Annotated in this window: 11 protein-coding genes; 4 read left to right on the forward strand and 7 right to left on the reverse strand. The window is 53.2% G+C overall.

Going from position 1 to position 16,548, the window contains the following annotated elements:
* The first annotated feature begins 30 nt into the window (after positions 1 to 30).
* The 3 genes from pstB to SAMA_RS07355 all read left to right on the forward strand — a co-directional run bounded on the left by pstB (position 31) and on the right by SAMA_RS07355 (position 2,397).
* A complete protein-coding gene (gene pstB / locus SAMA_RS07345) occupies positions 31 to 849 on the forward strand; it encodes a phosphate ABC transporter ATP-binding protein PstB (protein WP_011759525.1) in 819 nt (272 codons plus the stop codon).
* Positions 850 to 872: 23 nt separating this feature from the next.
* The gene (gene phoU, locus SAMA_RS07350) at positions 873 to 1,583 is read left to right on the forward strand and encodes a phosphate signaling complex protein PhoU (RefSeq protein WP_011759526.1); all 711 of its coding nucleotides are present in this window, start codon (positions 873 to 875) and stop codon (positions 1,581 to 1,583) included.
* Between the two features lie 241 nt (positions 1,584 to 1,824).
* A complete protein-coding gene (locus tag SAMA_RS07355) occupies positions 1,825 to 2,397 on the forward strand; it encodes a DUF502 domain-containing protein (protein WP_011759527.1) in 573 nt (190 codons plus the stop codon).
* 141 nt (positions 2,398 to 2,538) lie between these two features.
* Here the strand turns inward: SAMA_RS07355 and SAMA_RS07360 are convergent, their stop codons facing one another.
* The 3 genes from SAMA_RS07360 to SAMA_RS07370 all read right to left on the reverse strand — a co-directional run bounded on the left by SAMA_RS07360 (position 2,539) and on the right by SAMA_RS07370 (position 4,322).
* A complete protein-coding gene (locus tag SAMA_RS07360; RefSeq protein WP_011759528.1) occupies positions 2,539 to 2,940 on the reverse strand; it encodes a GFA family protein in 402 nt (133 codons plus the stop codon).
* Between the two features lie 37 nt (positions 2,941 to 2,977).
* Complete coding sequence (locus tag SAMA_RS07365) at positions 2,978 to 3,391, reverse strand: SRPBCC family protein (protein ID WP_011759529.1); 414 nt, start codon at positions 3,389 to 3,391, stop codon at positions 2,978 to 2,980.
* A gap of 64 nt (positions 3,392 to 3,455) precedes the next feature.
* Complete coding sequence (locus SAMA_RS07370; protein WP_011759530.1) at positions 3,456 to 4,322, reverse strand: MBL fold metallo-hydrolase; 867 nt, start codon at positions 4,320 to 4,322, stop codon at positions 3,456 to 3,458.
* Positions 4,323 to 5,059: 737 nt separating this feature from the next.
* Here SAMA_RS07370 and SAMA_RS07375 point away from each other — a divergent pair.
* Positions 5,060 to 6,808 (forward strand): Ig-like domain-containing protein, encoded by a 1,749-nt coding sequence (locus SAMA_RS07375; RefSeq protein ID WP_011759531.1) that lies wholly within the window; start codon positions 5,060 to 5,062, stop codon positions 6,806 to 6,808.
* Positions 6,809 to 6,915: 107 nt separating this feature from the next.
* On the opposite strand, the gene SAMA_RS07380 is transcribed toward SAMA_RS07375, so the two are convergent.
* The 4 genes from SAMA_RS07380 to SAMA_RS07395 all read right to left on the reverse strand — a co-directional run bounded on the left by SAMA_RS07380 (position 6,916) and on the right by SAMA_RS07395 (position 16,540).
* On the reverse strand, positions 6,916 to 8,553 hold the full coding sequence (locus SAMA_RS07380) for a DUF11 domain-containing protein (RefSeq protein ID WP_011759532.1): 1,638 nt from the start codon (positions 8,551 to 8,553) through the stop codon (positions 6,916 to 6,918).
* Positions 8,554 to 8,755: 202 nt separating this feature from the next.
* A complete protein-coding gene (locus SAMA_RS07385; protein WP_011759533.1) occupies positions 8,756 to 10,099 on the reverse strand; it encodes a sigma-54-dependent transcriptional regulator in 1,344 nt (447 codons plus the stop codon).
* 139 nt (positions 10,100 to 10,238) lie between these two features.
* On the reverse strand, positions 10,239 to 13,298 hold the full coding sequence (locus SAMA_RS07390) for an efflux RND transporter permease subunit (protein ID WP_011759534.1): 3,060 nt from the start codon (positions 13,296 to 13,298) through the stop codon (positions 10,239 to 10,241).
* On the reverse strand, positions 13,295 to 16,540 hold the full coding sequence (locus SAMA_RS07395) for an efflux RND transporter permease subunit (protein ID WP_011759535.1): 3,246 nt from the start codon (positions 16,538 to 16,540) through the stop codon (positions 13,295 to 13,297). The genes SAMA_RS07390 and SAMA_RS07395 overlap by 4 nt, the downstream gene beginning before the upstream one ends.
* Positions 16,541 to 16,548: the final 8 nt, after the last annotated feature.

Below are 16,548 nucleotides of genomic sequence, written 5' to 3' on the forward strand. Positions count from 1 at the left end.
CGACGATTATCCTGAGAATTGGTACAGAATATGATTTCGATAGACAGCACTGTAATGAAGACCGAAACCCTGGATTTGGCCAATCTGCCCGCGTCGGAGACGGCTCTGGAGATCCAAAACCTCAATTTGCACTATGGCACCAAGCAGGCCCTGTTTGATGTGTCCATGAAGATCCCGAAAAAGCGCGTTACTGCCTTTATCGGTCCCAGCGGCTGCGGTAAATCGACCCTGCTGCGCTGCATTAACCGCATGAACGACCTGGTGGATAACTGCAATATCACAGGTGAAATTCGCCTGCATGAGCAGAATATCTACGACAAGGCGGTGGATGTGGCGGCGCTGCGCCGTAACGTGGGCATGGTGTTCCAGCGCCCCAATCCTTTCCCCAAGTCCATCTACGAGAACGTGGTGTATGGCCTGCGCCTGCAGGGCATTAACAACCGTCGTGAGCTGGATGAAGCCTGTGAGCGCTCGCTGCGCGGCGCTGCCATTTGGGATGAAGTGAAAGACCGTCTGCATGACAATGCCTTTGGTCTTTCAGGTGGTCAGCAGCAGCGTCTGGTGATTGCCCGCGCCATTGCCATTGAGCCCGAAGTGCTGCTGCTCGATGAGCCTACCTCGGCCCTGGATCCCATCTCGACCCTGACCATTGAAGAGCTCATCACCGAGCTTAAGGCCAAATACACTGTGGTTATCGTTACCCACAACATGCAGCAGGCCGCGCGGGTATCTGATCAAACGGCCTTTATGTATATGGGCGAGCTGGTGGAATATGCCGATACCAACACCATCTTCACCACGCCATCCCAGCGCAAAACAGAAGACTACATCACAGGCCGTTACGGTTAACAGCAAGAGGCGTTTGAATTCACATGGATAAACTGAGTACCAATAAGCACATTTCCGGTCAGTTCAATGCCGAGCTGGACGACATCCGTAACCGGGTTCTGGCCATGGGTGGTCTGGTAGAGCGTCAGCTGGAGCAGGCACTGGATGCCCTCGGTGGCTTGGATGCCGAGCTCGCCAAGCGCGTGATCGATGGCGACCACAAGGTCAACGGCATGGAGGTGTCCATCGACGAAGAGTGCACCCGTATCATTGCCAAGCGTCAGCCCGCGGCGAGCGATCTGCGTCTCATCATTGCCATCTCCAAGACCATTGCCGACCTTGAACGTATCGGTGATGCCTCGGTGCGTATTGCCAAGGCCGCACTGGAGAAGCGTAACAACAACCAGCAACCGCTGCTGGTGAGCATTGAGTCCATGGGACGCCATGCCACCCGCATGCTGCATTCCACGCTGGATGCGCTGGCGCGGATGGATGTGGAGTCGGCCCTGGAGCTGCACCGAGAAGATGCCCGTCTGGATAAGGAGTACGAGGGCATCATTCGTCAGCTGATGACCTACATGATGGAAGACCCCCGTTCAATTCCGGGAGTACTGGATGTGCTCTGGGCCGCCCGCGCGGTGGAGAGAGTAGGGGACCGCTGTAAGAACATCTGCGAGTACATCATCTACTACGTGAAGGGCAAGGATGTGCGCCATACCTCCTACGAGGACATGGAAAAAGACATTAACCTCTGATGTCTCTGCTGTTGCCATCTTTAAAAGCCGGGTTCCCCCGGCTTTTTTGTGTCTCTGATCCGCCTGGACATCGGCACTGATGGCGTATTGTCGATACCCGTTGGCTCAATAAAAACCGTGGTATTTGCACCGGTAACGAAAAGGAGTGAGGCACGGATAGCCAGAGTCAACGGCTGTGATACCATAGCGGACAATTTCAGGGGCATCCTGCCCCAAAGCCACTGCGTTAATCGAGGAAATAATGAAAACCACTCTGACCCGTGGACTGATGAACGTATTGCCCATGGCACTTAGCCTGTGGCTTTTCTGGTCGCTATTCGTGTCGCTGGATGAGTTGGGTGTCTTGCTGCTGGAGTTGGTGGGCTTACCCAAGCTGTTTGTGGGTGAGGGCTTCTTGCTGGTGATAGCCCTGGTATTCTCTGCCGGCTTGCTGTTTTCCGTCAGCCCCATCCAATGGATATGGGGCAAGGTTGAGCGCGCGCTGATGCGCTTTCCACTGTTTAAGTCTGTGTATGGCAGTATCAGAGACATAGCGTCTTTGATGAACCGTGATGGCAAGCCAAAGGATCAGCAGGTGGTACTGGTCAAACAGGCCAATGGCGGATACGTGGTGGGCTTTATCATGACTGATAAAGCGCCTGAGCCTGTATCACAGGCGCTGGGGGACGGCGACTGGGTGCCCGTGCTGTTTCAGCTTTCCTATCAAATGGCCGGTGTCACTACCCTGGTTAAGCGTGAAGACCTTATCAAGGTTGACTGGAGCTTTGAAGAAGCCATGCGTTTTAACCTGACTGCCGGTCTGTCAAAGTCCTGAGCGACTAATCGCATCGTCATTTAACACCTATGCCAGCCCTGCGGCGATTTCAGCAGGGCCACGCCTCTTGCCAGATTGTTTCTATTCTAAAGACGCCACTATTCTCAATACGCCACTATTCTCAATACGCCACTATAACCACTAGCCTTGTGAGCGGGATCTGATAAAGCGCGGCAGATTGTCCTGGATAGTCAGCCATGGCTGCCGGCTTTGGGTATGGATGTGGTACTTGGGTGAGATGCCCGACGCGTCGTCCAGAGAGCAGATGCTGAGGGTCAGATAGTCGGGATATTGGGTGCTGCGATAAGTCAGGGTGCAGCCACATTCAGGACAAAATCCACGGCGGATATTGTCCGATGAGGCGTATTCTTTTACCTCACCAGCAAGCCAGCTGACCTGCTCCGCCTTAAAGTCCATCCAGGCGCCAAACGGGGCGCCTGAGGTCTTTTGGCAATCCAGACAATGGCAATAGTCGGCATCAAAGGGCTCTGCGCTGAGCTGATAACGAATGTTGCCGCAGTGGCAACCACCTTGCCTGTTCATGTTTGCCTCCTTGTTGACGCCTTATCTGCGGCCCTTATCAGCTGCGAAGGGACTCTACGTGTTGCTTAAAGTTGTCCAGGATAGCCTGCCAGCCCTGGCGCTGCTGCTCAGCGGTATGTTGGTCCTCATTGTCGAAGGTTTCCTCCAGCAGCACGCCTTCCTTGGTTTGACGCAGGATCACCTGTACTTCGCGACCATCTTCCATCACAAACGTCAGGGCGCTGCCGGGGATAAGATTGGTGAAGGTGCCGCTAAAATCAAAGCCCATGGAGCCGTCACGGGCCTGCATCCGATAACTGAATGTGCCCCCTTCACGCAGATCGATTTCTGCTGCGGGGCAGCACCAGCTGTCGGCCGCAAAATTCCATTGGCAAATATGGCTGGGGGTTGTCCAGGCTTGCCACACAATGGCAATAGGGGCGTCAATCAGGGTTTGTACTGTGGTTTTCATGGTACTCAGTTCCTTGTACTCGGCGGGATGAGCGGCAGGGCATCAAGGCGCTGCCGCAATCAGCTTAAGCGGACTTAAGCCCCTCATAAAGCGTGGCAATCCATTTTTCTTCATTGATGAACGACCAACTCCAGCTTTGATATTTTTCGCCCAGGCCTTCGGAGGTCATTTGTTCGAGGCTTTTGCCCTCGCGGTGGGCTTCCTTGGCCCAGTTGATACTGTAATCAAGCATGTGTTTAAACTTTAACAAATCATCCTTGGTGGCAAGCTCACCATGCCCCGGGATGACTTTGGTGTCGTCCCCGATCATCTGCAGCACCGTAGCCACATTGTCGCGATAGCCTATCACGTCGCCACCACCCTTAAGGTCAATGTAGGGAAATCTGTCTTTAAAAAAGAGATCGCCCATGTGAATAACGTTGGCAGCCTGCCAAAGCACGACACTGTCGCCGTCGGTGTGGCCGGGGCCCAGATGGGTTACTTTCAGGTTGTCACCGTTAAATCGAATATTGATGCCCTTGTCGTAGGTAATGACCGGCAAACCTGCGCTAGGGAACTTGTCGTCCTTTTGCAGTCGTTGCAGGACGTTATCATGGGCCATGACAGTGCCATGGTCTGCGAAGTGTGCATTTCCTCCGGTGTGATCGCCATGATAATGGGTGTTGATGATGTATCTGGGCATAGCGGCTTTTTTGGCACCCGGCGTTTGCGCGAGGGCCGCAGTTATCTTGTCTGCCAAGGGGGCGAACTGATCATCAATGATCAGCAGGCCGTCTTCGCCGCTGCTGACGCCTATATTCCCACCGGCGCCTTCAAACAACCAGGCGCTGCCATTGAGGTGAGTACTTTTGATTTCCACGGCAGCAAATTTATCGTCGGCGGACATGGCTGCGCTACAGCACAGCAGCAGGATCAGTGGCAGTTTGTTCATCTGTATATCCCTGTTGTTATAAACCTGTTTAAAGCTACAAGAATTCACCTTAAACGCAAGTAGAGATCCCCCTGCGTCTCGTGCTGGCACGCGCCATTGATGCGTCAAAAAATCGCTGCGTCTGTTGGTGGCGATTTATCCCGCTATTCCCAATATTTTTGGATGAAATGACTGTTGCTGGTCCTATTCATTGCGCGCAATGAAAAGCGTCATTTTGCCGTGTCAAAATTCAGGCATTTGACTTTTTATTGACACTGGATAAATAAAGCCATGTTTCTCGTAAAAAAAGCAATTATCAAATTTTCAGGATCGCTAACTTAATGGAAATTAGTCAAAAATTCGTCTGGTATGACCAGATTAAAAATTAATCAATCTTATGTGTTGTTTTTAAAAGAAAATGGCTGAAACCCGCTAATTTACTGGGTTTCAGCCTATATACAAGCCGACAAGCTTCTCTATAGAATGACCTCGCCGAACAGATCCATAGAGGTTTGGGTGAAAAAGTGAAGGAAAGCGTTTCTAATCGTAAAAAGGATGTCCTGAAACGCAAAAGCTTCCATCGTTATTCACATACAAATTCTAGTTTTATCAGTTATCTGAAACCTGAAAAACACAGAATTTGAATAGCCCAAAAGAGTTGCAAAATGACAAAGTTGACCCAAGTTACTGCAAGCACCGCCCACATCCGTCAGTCACAGCGCCTTTCTTCAAAGGGGTTTGGCAGGACAGTTGCGTCAATGATGGTGATGTCCGCAATGGGACTGGCCGCCATGGTGCCTGTGGCTGCAAACGCCGCCGTGACCGGGGCGCAGAAAACTCTGGTGTTTCTGGTCAACTTTCAGGAAAACCCCAACGATCTGCCCATGAGCGTCAGCGAAGCTGATGCCATGGTGTTCGGCACCGTCAATGATTTCTACCGTGCGGCCTCAGATAACCAACTGTGGTTGACCGGTACCGTGGCTGGTGTGTTCACCGCGCCCATGTCCAACCAGGTTTGCAACAACGCCAATACCCTGGCGCAGTCCATCAATGAACAGGCGATTGCCGCCGGCGTGCCCCTGAACCAGTATGACCGCTATGTGTATCTGACCACCAAGGACGCCTGTCAGTCTGAAGGCTCAGCCACCCTGACCGGTCTGCCATCACGCGCCGTTATCAATGGTCCTCAGCCTGCCCGCGTTGTTGCACACGAATTTGGTCACAACCTGGGCCTGGAACACGCCGGTGCCTGGGATTGTGATGCCGGTACGCTGGCGGGTAACTGCCGCGTAATTGAGTACGGTGACAGCTACAGCACCATGGGTAACTCAGATATGGGCTATTTCGGCGCCGAGCAAAAAGAACAGCTGGGTTGGGTTAGCGCAGCGTCTGGTGCAGTAGCTGTGGCAGCGGAGGATGGTGTGTATACTCTGGGCGCCTATGAGCAGAGCAACGGCCAACCCATCGCGGTGAAAATCCCCCGCGGTGCCGACCCCGTCACCGGCAAACAGCGTTGGTTTTATATCGAGTATCGCCAGTCTCTGGCCCATGACAGCTTCCTGGCTGCACGCTCTTACACCCTGTACCGCGGCGATGTGACCGAAGGGGTATTGGTTCGTATGGTCACCGAAGGTGAGCCACGCAGCCGCGTACTGCACATGAAGCCTGATGCCTACTTCAAGCAAAGATATGGCATGAACGACTGGAAAGATCCTGCCATGGCCATAGGTGACAGCTTTACCGATCCGGATTCAGGTGTGACTTTCAGTCTCTTGTCTGCCAATGGCAACACTGCCGACATCAGTGTCCAGCTGGGTAGCGCTGCTGGTCAGTGTTTGAAAGCCGCACCAACCGTTACCGCTGTGCAAAGCGTTGCCTCCGGGAATGCCGGTGACACTGTGCAGTACAGTGTGAGAATTGAAAACCGTGACTCTGCAGATTGTGCCGCTACCGATTACCGTGTTGCAGCCAGCCTGCTGAGTGGTTGGCAGGCCAACACTGCCACTGTCACTCTGGCTCCCGGTGCCAGTCAGCAGGTGACGCTGGCCGTTACTTCTGCCGGCAACAGTGCTGACGGTAACTACAACGTGCCTGTGACTGCCACTTCACTGGCCGACACCAGCGTTAAAGGCAGCACCAACCTGACTTACCAGGTAATTGCAGCCCCTGCTGCCAGTGAGCTGGTTGCCAACAATGACCTGGTGAACATCAGCAGCAAGCAAGCCGTTACCATCGCGGTGAAGGCCAATGACGTGATAGCCCAGGGTGCCAGTGTGACAGTGCAGGTTTCTGCCGCCGCTAAAGGCAGCGTGGAAGTACTGAGTGATGGCAGCGTACGTTACACTCCTGCCAAGGCGTTCAAAACCAGCGACAGCTTCAGCTACACCCTGTTTGATGGTATCAGCAGCTCCAGCGCGACCGTGACTGTGACGCTGAGCTCATCCACCACAGATACAGGTGATACCAGCACTGGCGGCAGCACCGGCGGCAAAGGTAAGAACCGTTGACAGTGACCCGATAAAAAAAAGCCCGGTATTGATACCGGGCTTTTTGTTTGTGCTCTTTCTGGAGTCAGGTCTTGTGGTTCACAATCAAGCCACTGACTGACCAGCCGCTAGTCGCTACTTGGGCAAATAGGACAGGTGGCAGAGTTTTCACTGAAGGCACTTGAGCCATCAATCTTCAGTTGTCCCACTGCAAAGACGGTGTCACTGAAGGTCTTGTCTACTGCAGAGGTAAAGGCTTTAGGTACGTAATCACCTGAGTAAGGCATACATACACCGCCACCTAAAGTCACACCTGAAAGCACATCCACGTCGTCGGATGGATCGGATGGAGTACCTGAGTCATCGGTTACTGTTACGTTGATCAGTGTGAGGTTATTGGCTGTGGTATTACAAACCTGTCCAGAGAAGCTGACCTTGGCAATCACACCATTTTCAGTTTCGACAAAGTTGGAATTACAGTCTTTGGTCACATTAATCATGGGCGAAATGCTCAGTGATTGGCAATCGGCCCCACCAGTATCGGAAATGGTGGAGGCTGCACTTGGTGTGCCTGCTGCAGTTACAGTAACAGTGTTTTGCAGGCCGTTGAGGTTACTTTCAAAAGTGCCACCACCTTCAGCTATCGCACCTTTTGCCAGCGTGCCGATGTTAAAGGTCTGATTGGCCACGTTGTCGGTTACCACAACGTTGTACAATGTACCGGCGCCGTCATTGGTGACTTTGTATGTAAAGTCATACTCATAACCGGTTTCTGTAGCATTGACACGAGCCTGGCTGCAGGTCTTGGTAATATCGACACTGCAAAGTTCAAAGTCATGGATAACAAAGTCTTTCAGCGTGGCGGTAAACTCGCTGGATGAACGGGTTTCTGCCATAAAGCTGCTGAAGCAACTGTCACCACCGACCAATTGAGTCAGGTTAATGCCACCTTCAAAGAAGGTTTCATATGGGAACTCATTGGCATTGTTGCTGTTTTTAGACTGATATGGCCATGGAGATGGGGTAGGATCGTATGACCCATTCTCATCGTTGGTGATGGCGCAAACCAAATCATTACCCAAGCCAGAACCGCAAATGGCTGCCCCTTTGTACAGCAGACGCAGATTGGCTGCATCACACTCACCGGCAGCTGGATTGTTGTTGGCGGCCTTGGTACAGCTTGAATCCCACACATCCACACGGATTTCGGGGCTGGCGTTCACTGATTGCGGGAAGTTTGCCAGAACCAGCACGTCGCCGTTAGTGTGCATGCCTTCAAAACTGCCATTTGGTAAGGCAGCGACATGCTGTTTAAAGAACCAGAATCCCAGGAAGGCATCACCCTTGTTGGAGATCCTGTCGGCGCCAAAGTACACCACCAGGTCATCATTGATGTTATAGGCTGCCGCATACGCGTGGGTAATTTCATCTTTATCAGGTGAGCTACCCATTTTGTGAGCCCAGGCATTGATGTCCTGAATGTCTTTTCTACCACCGGTGAAAATACTGCTGTCGACTCCGGACGCATCGGGCGTATCGTCGACTATGCCGGTGAATCTCAGTGGATCGCCGCCATCATTACCGCCATTGTTATACAGGGTTGCCCAGTCATAGGGTGGTGCAACGGCATCCTGTACGGCATTACCCTCCAATTCGAATATATCGTCATGAACCGCAAACGCAGGTGTTGCGGCCATACCCATCGTGAAACCCAGCGCCAGTGCGCTGAACCTACGAAGTATCTTTCCTTTACAGAGTAGTTTCATTTTTAGCTCCTTCTATGCATGCGTAACCCGTTACGTCTTCTTATGCCGACAGGGGGGCGTAATGGGCGTGGTCACGCATAGTCATAGCAAGACTTGAGCCTGAAATTATCTATTTGTTTTTTATGGGAAATTTATTGGATGGTGGGTAAAGCTGTTGCATGCATGAAGCAGGTTGTTTCATTTACCTGCGACACTGACACACTTAACCGGGTTCCTTTTTCAGTAATCGATAGAGGGTGGAACGTGAAATATTCAACGCCCTCGCGGCGGCAGACATATTGTGTTTATGGTCGCTGATTGCTTTGAGAACCGCTTCCACGTCCAGTTCATCGCGCTGACTGACCAGGTCGCGGTGTTTGGCGTGAATGGCAACGCTGAGGCCTAAATCGTCGGGTGTGATAAGTGATGTTTCTGCCATAATCACTGCTCGCCGTATGCGGTTTTGCAGCTCTCTGACATTACCTGGCCAGTCGTAATGGCGCATGGTCGCAATGGCACTGTCACTGAAACTCAGTGAACGATTAGGAGGGGAAAGCTGGGCAAGAAAGGCTTCAGCCATCAACCTTACTTCTGTGCAGTACTCTCGCAGGCTGGGTACATGCAGCCTGAGCACATTAATTCTGTGGTAGAGGTCTTCCCGGAACGTACCGTCATCGACCGCTTTTTCAAGGTTTTGATGCGTCGCAAAGATAATGCGGCAGTTTATCTTCAGTGGGCTCTTGCCACCGATACGGGTGATTTGTCTGTCATCAAGAAAATGGAGCAGGTTAACTTGCAGCTCCAGTGGCAGATCGGCGATTTCATCCAGGAACAATACCCCGTCTTTGGCTTGTTCGATGTGACCCTGATACTGTCTGTCTGCGCCGGTAAAGGCCCCCTTTTCGTGGCCAAACAGGGTGGATTGGATAAGGCCGTTGGGTAAGGCGCCGCAATTAAGGGCAATAAAAGGTCCATCGGCTCTTGCCGACATTCGGTGCAGCCATTTAGCACACAGACCTTTGCCTGTGCCGGTTTCACCGCTGAGCAGTACTGTTTCGTCTGTACTGGCGAGTTTTTGGATGTCTTGTTTCAGACGGATGATACAGGGGTGTGTGCCCAAAATATCGGTAATTTTAACCCCTGCGGTTTTTACCGGCAGTAATTTTGCCATGCCGTCGGCGTGGCCCAGGGCTTTGTTGACGCTGTCCCAGTCAAGGGGAGAATGGTGATAGTCGATAAAGCGGGCGCTGAGCAACCACTGGCATGCCTTATCGAGTTTACCGTCGGTGAGGGCTATCCAGAGTAAGTGCGGAAAGTGGCTTTGAATGAGGGCGATGTCTGAAGACAGGGTATCGGCACGGGGACACAGCATGGCGACGGCGACTCCCAACTGCTGTCCGCTCAGTTTTAAAATTGCTTCATGACCGCTGGCTGCAGTCAGACAATGCCAGCCGTATGCCGCGAGGCGACGACTTACATCTGTTACTTCCTGGGATTTTGACAGGAGCAAGAGATGGCGGGGCATTGTGCCAGCAGCGCGGGTTTCCTTTTGCACCACTTTGTTCATTTCGGTTGCATTTCCATCACAACGCCGGATCCTGAGTGTATGCAAGGATTGGCGGTCTCTCAAGGAAGCGGGTGCGATGTTTTTGGCCAGAGTTGTCAAGAAAAAGGGCCGCAGAATGCAGCCCTCGACGTTTGTCGGTTCAATCAGCTTTACCTGCCAGCCAGGGCAGTAACTTGTCTGTACGTTTGTTTGCCATCCACAAGCCTTGGGCCGCCCTGTGTCTTAAGCGATAAAGTGCCTGATAACACAAGGGAACCAAAAACAAACTGGTGACAGTGGAGAAGCTGAGTCCACCAATAATGGCAATGGCCATAGGGTAGTATGGGGGCCCACCACCGCCGATTTGGGTATCGCCCATGGCCAGGGGCACAAGACCCAGCACTGTGGTGCCTACCGTCATTAACACTGGCCGCAGACGGGTAATGCACACTGCATGTATGGTGGCAGACAGTTCTTCCAGTGAGGGGGTCATCTGGTTGATTTGGTCAACCAGCACTATGCCGTTGTTCACCACAATCCCCATCAGAATGAGTATGCCAATCATAGCCATCACGCCATTGGGCGTACCTGTAAGCCACAGTGCCCAGAATACCCCGGTGATGGAAAAGAGTATGGAGGTAATGATGGCCGATGGCAGCAGCAAGGATTCAAACAGTGCGGCCATGACGATATAAATCATTGCCACCGCCAGCAGCATGTTCACCACCATGATCTGCTGATCTTCATCCTGACGCTCGAAGCCGCCCCGGAGCGAATATTCGTAGCCATGGGGGAGGTTCAGATGGCTCATGGCCTGCTTGATCTTCTCCTGGGCTTCTTCGGTGGTAATGCCTTCCACGTTGGCGCCGATGGACAGTGCCGTTTTACGATTAAAGTGGCGTATGGTGTCAAAGCGCGGCGCAATGTCTACCTCAGCCAGTGACGACAGGCTGTATACCCGCTCGTCTATTTTCAGTACCGGCAACTGCTTGAGCTTTTCCAGGGACTGTTGCCAGCTTTTCTCGTAGGCAAGTTCAATGCGGATTTCCCCGCTGGGGTCATGGCGAAAACTTCTCAGCATTTGGCCGCGAAGCGCCGTAGCGATGGCGCGGGCAATGTCGCTGGCCTGGGTACCAAGGCGCGCTGCCATGTCTCTGTTAACCCGTATAAGTACTTCCTGCTGTGCACCATTGACCTCGGAGTTAACATCTTCCAGCCCCTCAATGGCGCTCAGCATAGGCAGCGCTTCCTCGCTTAAGCGTATAAGCTCGCTGGTGGAGCGACCTGTCAGGGTGACGCGCACGCCCTGACGGTCATTGCTCCAACCGAACTGTGGCTTGGCGATGGAGAACTTGGGAAAACCTTCCCGCATGCTTTTCTTCAGGGCTTCGAGGTCAAACTCAGCGCCTTTTTTAAACAGCACGGTCGAAGAGGCGCGCTCGGGATTGTAGTAGCTGTAAACCGAGTCGATGAAAAACTCCTCTTTGTGGGCGTAGAGGTAGCTCTCCATCTCGGCGACTACCGCTTCGGTAACGGCCAGGGCGTGGCGGCCTTCAATCTGATAGTTAATGAAAAGTCGTTGCTTATTGGCGCCATCTTCCTGATCCTGCTTCACGTTCGCAAGTGGCAGTGCGGTGGATGCCAGCATCAGCACCGCGATAAAAGTACTCCATTTAGGGTGGGTCAGCACCCAATTCAGGCTCTCTTCATAGAATCGCTGCACCCGGGATTTCTGGGTTTTGTCTTCATGATGGATGTGAATGCGGGTCAGCATCAGTGGGATAAGGGTCTTGGCAACCAGCAGTGAGGCGCCCAAAGAAATACAGATGGCGATGGCTACGTGCTCGAGGAAGATGGTGAGCTGCACCTTGGCGCCAAAAATATTGGGGAAAAACACGATGGCCGTGGTCAGGGTACCGGCAAGTACTGCCAGTGCAACCTTATCCACCCCGGCCAGCACGGCTTTATCTTTGCTTTCGTGCAGCTCTTTTTGCTTTTCCTGCAGCACGCTCTCGGTGACCACGACCGCGTTATCAATGAGCATGCCCACGGCAAGCAGCAAGCCCATCATTGACAGTATGTTCAGGCTGTAGCCAAGCAGATACATGGCTGCCAGGGTCATACAGATTGAAATGGGCACCGAAGACACCACAATCAACGTCATTCCCATGTTGCGTAAAAACAGATACAGCACGGCAAAGGACAGGGCCGCACCTATGAGTCCTGCCATCATCAGATCCCACAGGGAGGATTTTACCCCTTCGGCCTGATCTTCCATGATAAAGAGCTTAATACCGCTGAACTGCTTATCGGCTTTTACCTCTTCAATGACCCGCATGACCCGGGCAGACACTTCCACCAGGTTGGCACCTGACTCTTTAAAGACATCCAGGCCCACGGCATAACGCTGATCCAGATGACGACCTTCGATTCGCTCAGGCAGCTCATAGTTAATCCTGGCGATATCGCCAAGACGCACGCCGCGTGTGAGTACTAAATCTTCAATTTCCTTGAGGGAGCGAAACTCACCCTTGGGGGAAACCTGATAGACGGATTTGTCCTGACGCAGCGTACCACCGGCTATCACGAAGTTTTCGGCCTGTAGACGGCGGTTAAGTTCGGCGGAAGATATACCGGAAGCGGCCAGCAAGTCGGCATCTACCCTGATGCTGATTTGCTTTTGCTCCACCCCGTAGAGAGTCACCTGAGAGACACCTTCCACGCGTTCAAGTGGCTGACGCAGTTGCTTTTCCAGCAAGTCGTAGGCGCCAGAGAGCTCCCGATCGCTGGAAATACGCAGGTTAAAGATGGGCATGTCCGATGTGGAGAACTGCTGGATGAATACCCGCTCAACGTCCTTTGGCAACAGGTGCCTTACTGCATCGACCTTTTCTCGGGCCTCCAGGCTTTTGGTGGCGGTATTTTCCCCCCACTTCATACTCAGTTCGATAAAGGCACCATCCTGACTGGATTCTGAGGTCATTTTTTCAATGCCACTCATGGTGGCAAGTGACTCTTCCAGTACCCGGGTAATATCGCGCTCAACCTCGGCGGGGGTAGAACCCTTATAAGGAACCTGAACCATCACCTGAGGAATGTCGATGCCGGGAAAGAGTTCCAGCGGCAGCAACCTGGTAGACGCCATACCAAACAGCAGTATGGCGACAAAACACATCACAGTGGTGACCGGGCGGCGGACCGCGAGTTTGGTGATATTCATACGCCGGCCTCCGCAGTCTCTGGGGTCTTGGCGACAAACTCTTTGCGGTCAAAGAGGGCATAGAGCACAGGAATCAACACCAGCGTCAGTAAGGTAGACAGCGCCAAACCGAAAATCACTGTGATTGCCATTGGGGCGCGCACCTCTGCGCCATCACCCAGACCAAGGGCCATGGGCAACAGGCCAAGTACCGTGGTCAGTGTGGTCATCATAATAGGGCGTAAACGCGACTTGGCGGCCTCGCTGATAGCCTCAAGTTTTTCAACGCCTTCACTGCGCAGCTGATTGATGCGGTCAATCAGTACAATGGCATTGTTTACCACAATCCCGGCCAGCATGATAAGGCCGATAAACACCACCACAGACACGTGTGTTCCTGTGAGGTAAAGACCAAACACGCTGCCACTGACGGCCATGGGCACGGCAAAGAGGATAAGCAGCGGATGCAGGAAAGACTCAAACTGACTCGCCATCACCAGATAGACGAGGAACACCGCCAGAACCAGCGCGATTTGCAGCGACTGGAATGAGTGCTCCATTTCTTCATTCTGACCACCAAAACTCGCCTGAATGGAGGCTGGCAGCTGCTGTTTGGCAAGAATACTGCGGGCTTCCGTGACCGCCTCAGCCAGATCCCCAAAGGCGAGGTTAGCCGATACCAGTGCAACGCGCTGTTGGCTGATACGGTTGATGGCAGATGGTCCCAGTTCGAGTTTGACGTCGGCCACTGCCGACAGCGGAATTGGGGTCGCCGCGTCCGGGTTAATGATCATGTTGCCGATATCGCTGATTTGGTCTCGCTCGGTTTCTTCGGCGCGCACCAGGATATCAATTTTGCGATCCCGAAGGCTGTACTTGCTGGCAACAGTACCACCGATACGCTGTGCAATACGGTTGGCCACTGTGGGTGCATCCATGCCCAGCGCCGCCAACCTGTTGCTGTCGAAGTGAATGGCAAGCTCAGGCTGACCATCCCGCAGGCTGGTATTGATGTCGGCGAATCGCTCTGACTGGCCCAGTGCGCGAACCAGACTGTCGGCGCTTTGCTTGAGCAAATCCAGCTCATAGCCGCGCAGCTCGATTTCAAGCGGGGTGCGGAAGCTGAAGAGTTCGGGATATTTGACCTTGGCTTCGAGCTCAGGAATACGACGGATTTCATGGCGCAGCACATCACTTACCTGCTCAAAAGCATCATGATCGGCAAGTACCACCTGTAATCGGCCCCAGTTTTCACCGCCACGGCTGACATCCGAGGTCATCAAGCCGCCGCTGCCTGCCTGGCTGTAGGCGTGTTTAACGGCGGGCATGTCTTTGATGGAGAAGGCCAACTGCTGAAGTACCCTATCGGTTTCACCAACTTCGGTGCCGGGTGGCAACAGAATTTCCACATAGAATTCCCCCTGATCCATGTTGGGAATAAGCTCCATGCCGAGACGTGGCAGCAAAAGACCCGCACTGGCTGTGATGCCAAGGGCAACCACCAGAGTAAGGACTCTGGCCTTGAGTGCAGCGGCAAGCAGTGGACGGTAGCTGGCTTCCAGTGCGCGGTATCCCAGGTTAAACAACCAGGTAAAGGGCTTTAGCAGCATGCCCATAAGCCAGGAAAACAGGCGGCTCAAGGACAGTGCGGCGGTCAATAACGCGGCTGGTAACCATTTGAAAAGCAGAACAAAGGGAAAGCTGAACACTGTGGCGCTGTAATGCTTGAGCTTACCCATTTTTCCTTCAGGTTTGGCTCTGGACTCTTTCTCCAGCAGTGGCGGCAGGGCCTTAAAGCCTTCGCGGGATGCGAGCATGGGAATGGAGGTCAGGGCAACCAGCAAGGAGGCGAGCAAGGCAAAGGTCACGGTAAGCGCCTGATCGGAGAAGAGGGCGCCGGCAATACCATCTACGAACACCAGAGGGACAAACACCGCAAGTGTGGTCAGGGTGGAGGCAAATATGGCGCCGCTCACTTCCCGGGTTCCTTTGATGGCGGCGTCTATCCGCGATAATCCCTGTTGCTTGTATCTGTCGATATTTTCCAGTACCACAATGGCATTATCCACCAACAGGCCCACCGCCAGTGCAATACCACCGAGCGACATGATGTTGAGGCTGATATCAGCGAAATACATCATGTTAAAAGTGGCTATCACCGAAAAGGGGATAGAGATGGAAATAATCAGGGTGGGAATAATGTCACGCAGGAACAGGTAAATCACCAGCATGGCAAGAATAGAGCCAATCAAGGCTGAGGAGGTGACTTCGCTGACGGCGCTTTCGATGAACTCGGACTGGTCATAGATGATTTCCATCTTGGCGAGGGGATCTTTACCGTTGATGCGTTCGATATCCTGCTTAAGCTTTTTCGCCACGGTCACTGTATTGGCATCACCTTCTTTATAGATGGCAAGCTCAATGGACTCGCGCTGACCGATGCGGGTGATATCGCTTCGCTCCTTGTGGCCATCGACGATGGTGGCCACTTCAAACAAACGTACCAGGCTCTGGCCATTGCGGTACACCACCACCTGGCCCAGCTCCTCAAGGGAGTTGAACTGGTTAAGGGTGCGTACCAGATACTCTTTATCGCCCTGAACCACTTTACCGGCAGAGACGTTGAGGTTTTCGGCCGCGATACGGCTGCGAATTTGCTCGGCATCCAAATCAAGCTGCGACAGACGCTCCTGATTCAGCAGGATTTGCACTTCCTGCTCCAGACCACCTGACAGGCGCACTGCTGCCACGCCGGGTAAGCCTTCGAGCTGGCGTTTGAGTTCTTCGTCGGCGTAGGTACGCAGCTGTTTCAGCTCGTCGCCACTGGCTTCCTCCCGCGACAGTGCGACACGCATGATGGGGTCGAGGTTGGGGTTAAAGCGCAGCAGTAATGGCTTTTGCACGTCCAGCGGCAGGGCAATGATGTCGAGCTTTTCCCGCACGTCCAGGTTTGCCATGTCCATGTCTGTGCCCCATTCGAATTCGAGGATGACATCGGACATACCAGAGCGGGACACAGAGCTGATTTTACGCAGGCCTTTTACGGTACCCACTGACTCTTCGATAGGCTTGGATACCAATTGCTCTACTTCAACGGGTGCAGCGCCATCGTACAGGGTACGTATGGTCACCGTGGGGTAGCTCAAGTCCGGCAGCAGCATAACCGCCAGACGGGAGAAGCCCACCATACCGAAGAGGATCACCGCGAGCATAAACATCCACACGGTGACCGGCCGTTGAACGGAAGTCGTGATTATTGACATGGGATGTG

Source organism: Shewanella amazonensis SB2B, from assembly GCF_000015245.1.
Lineage (GTDB): Bacteria > Pseudomonadota > Gammaproteobacteria > Enterobacterales > Shewanellaceae > Shewanella > Shewanella amazonensis.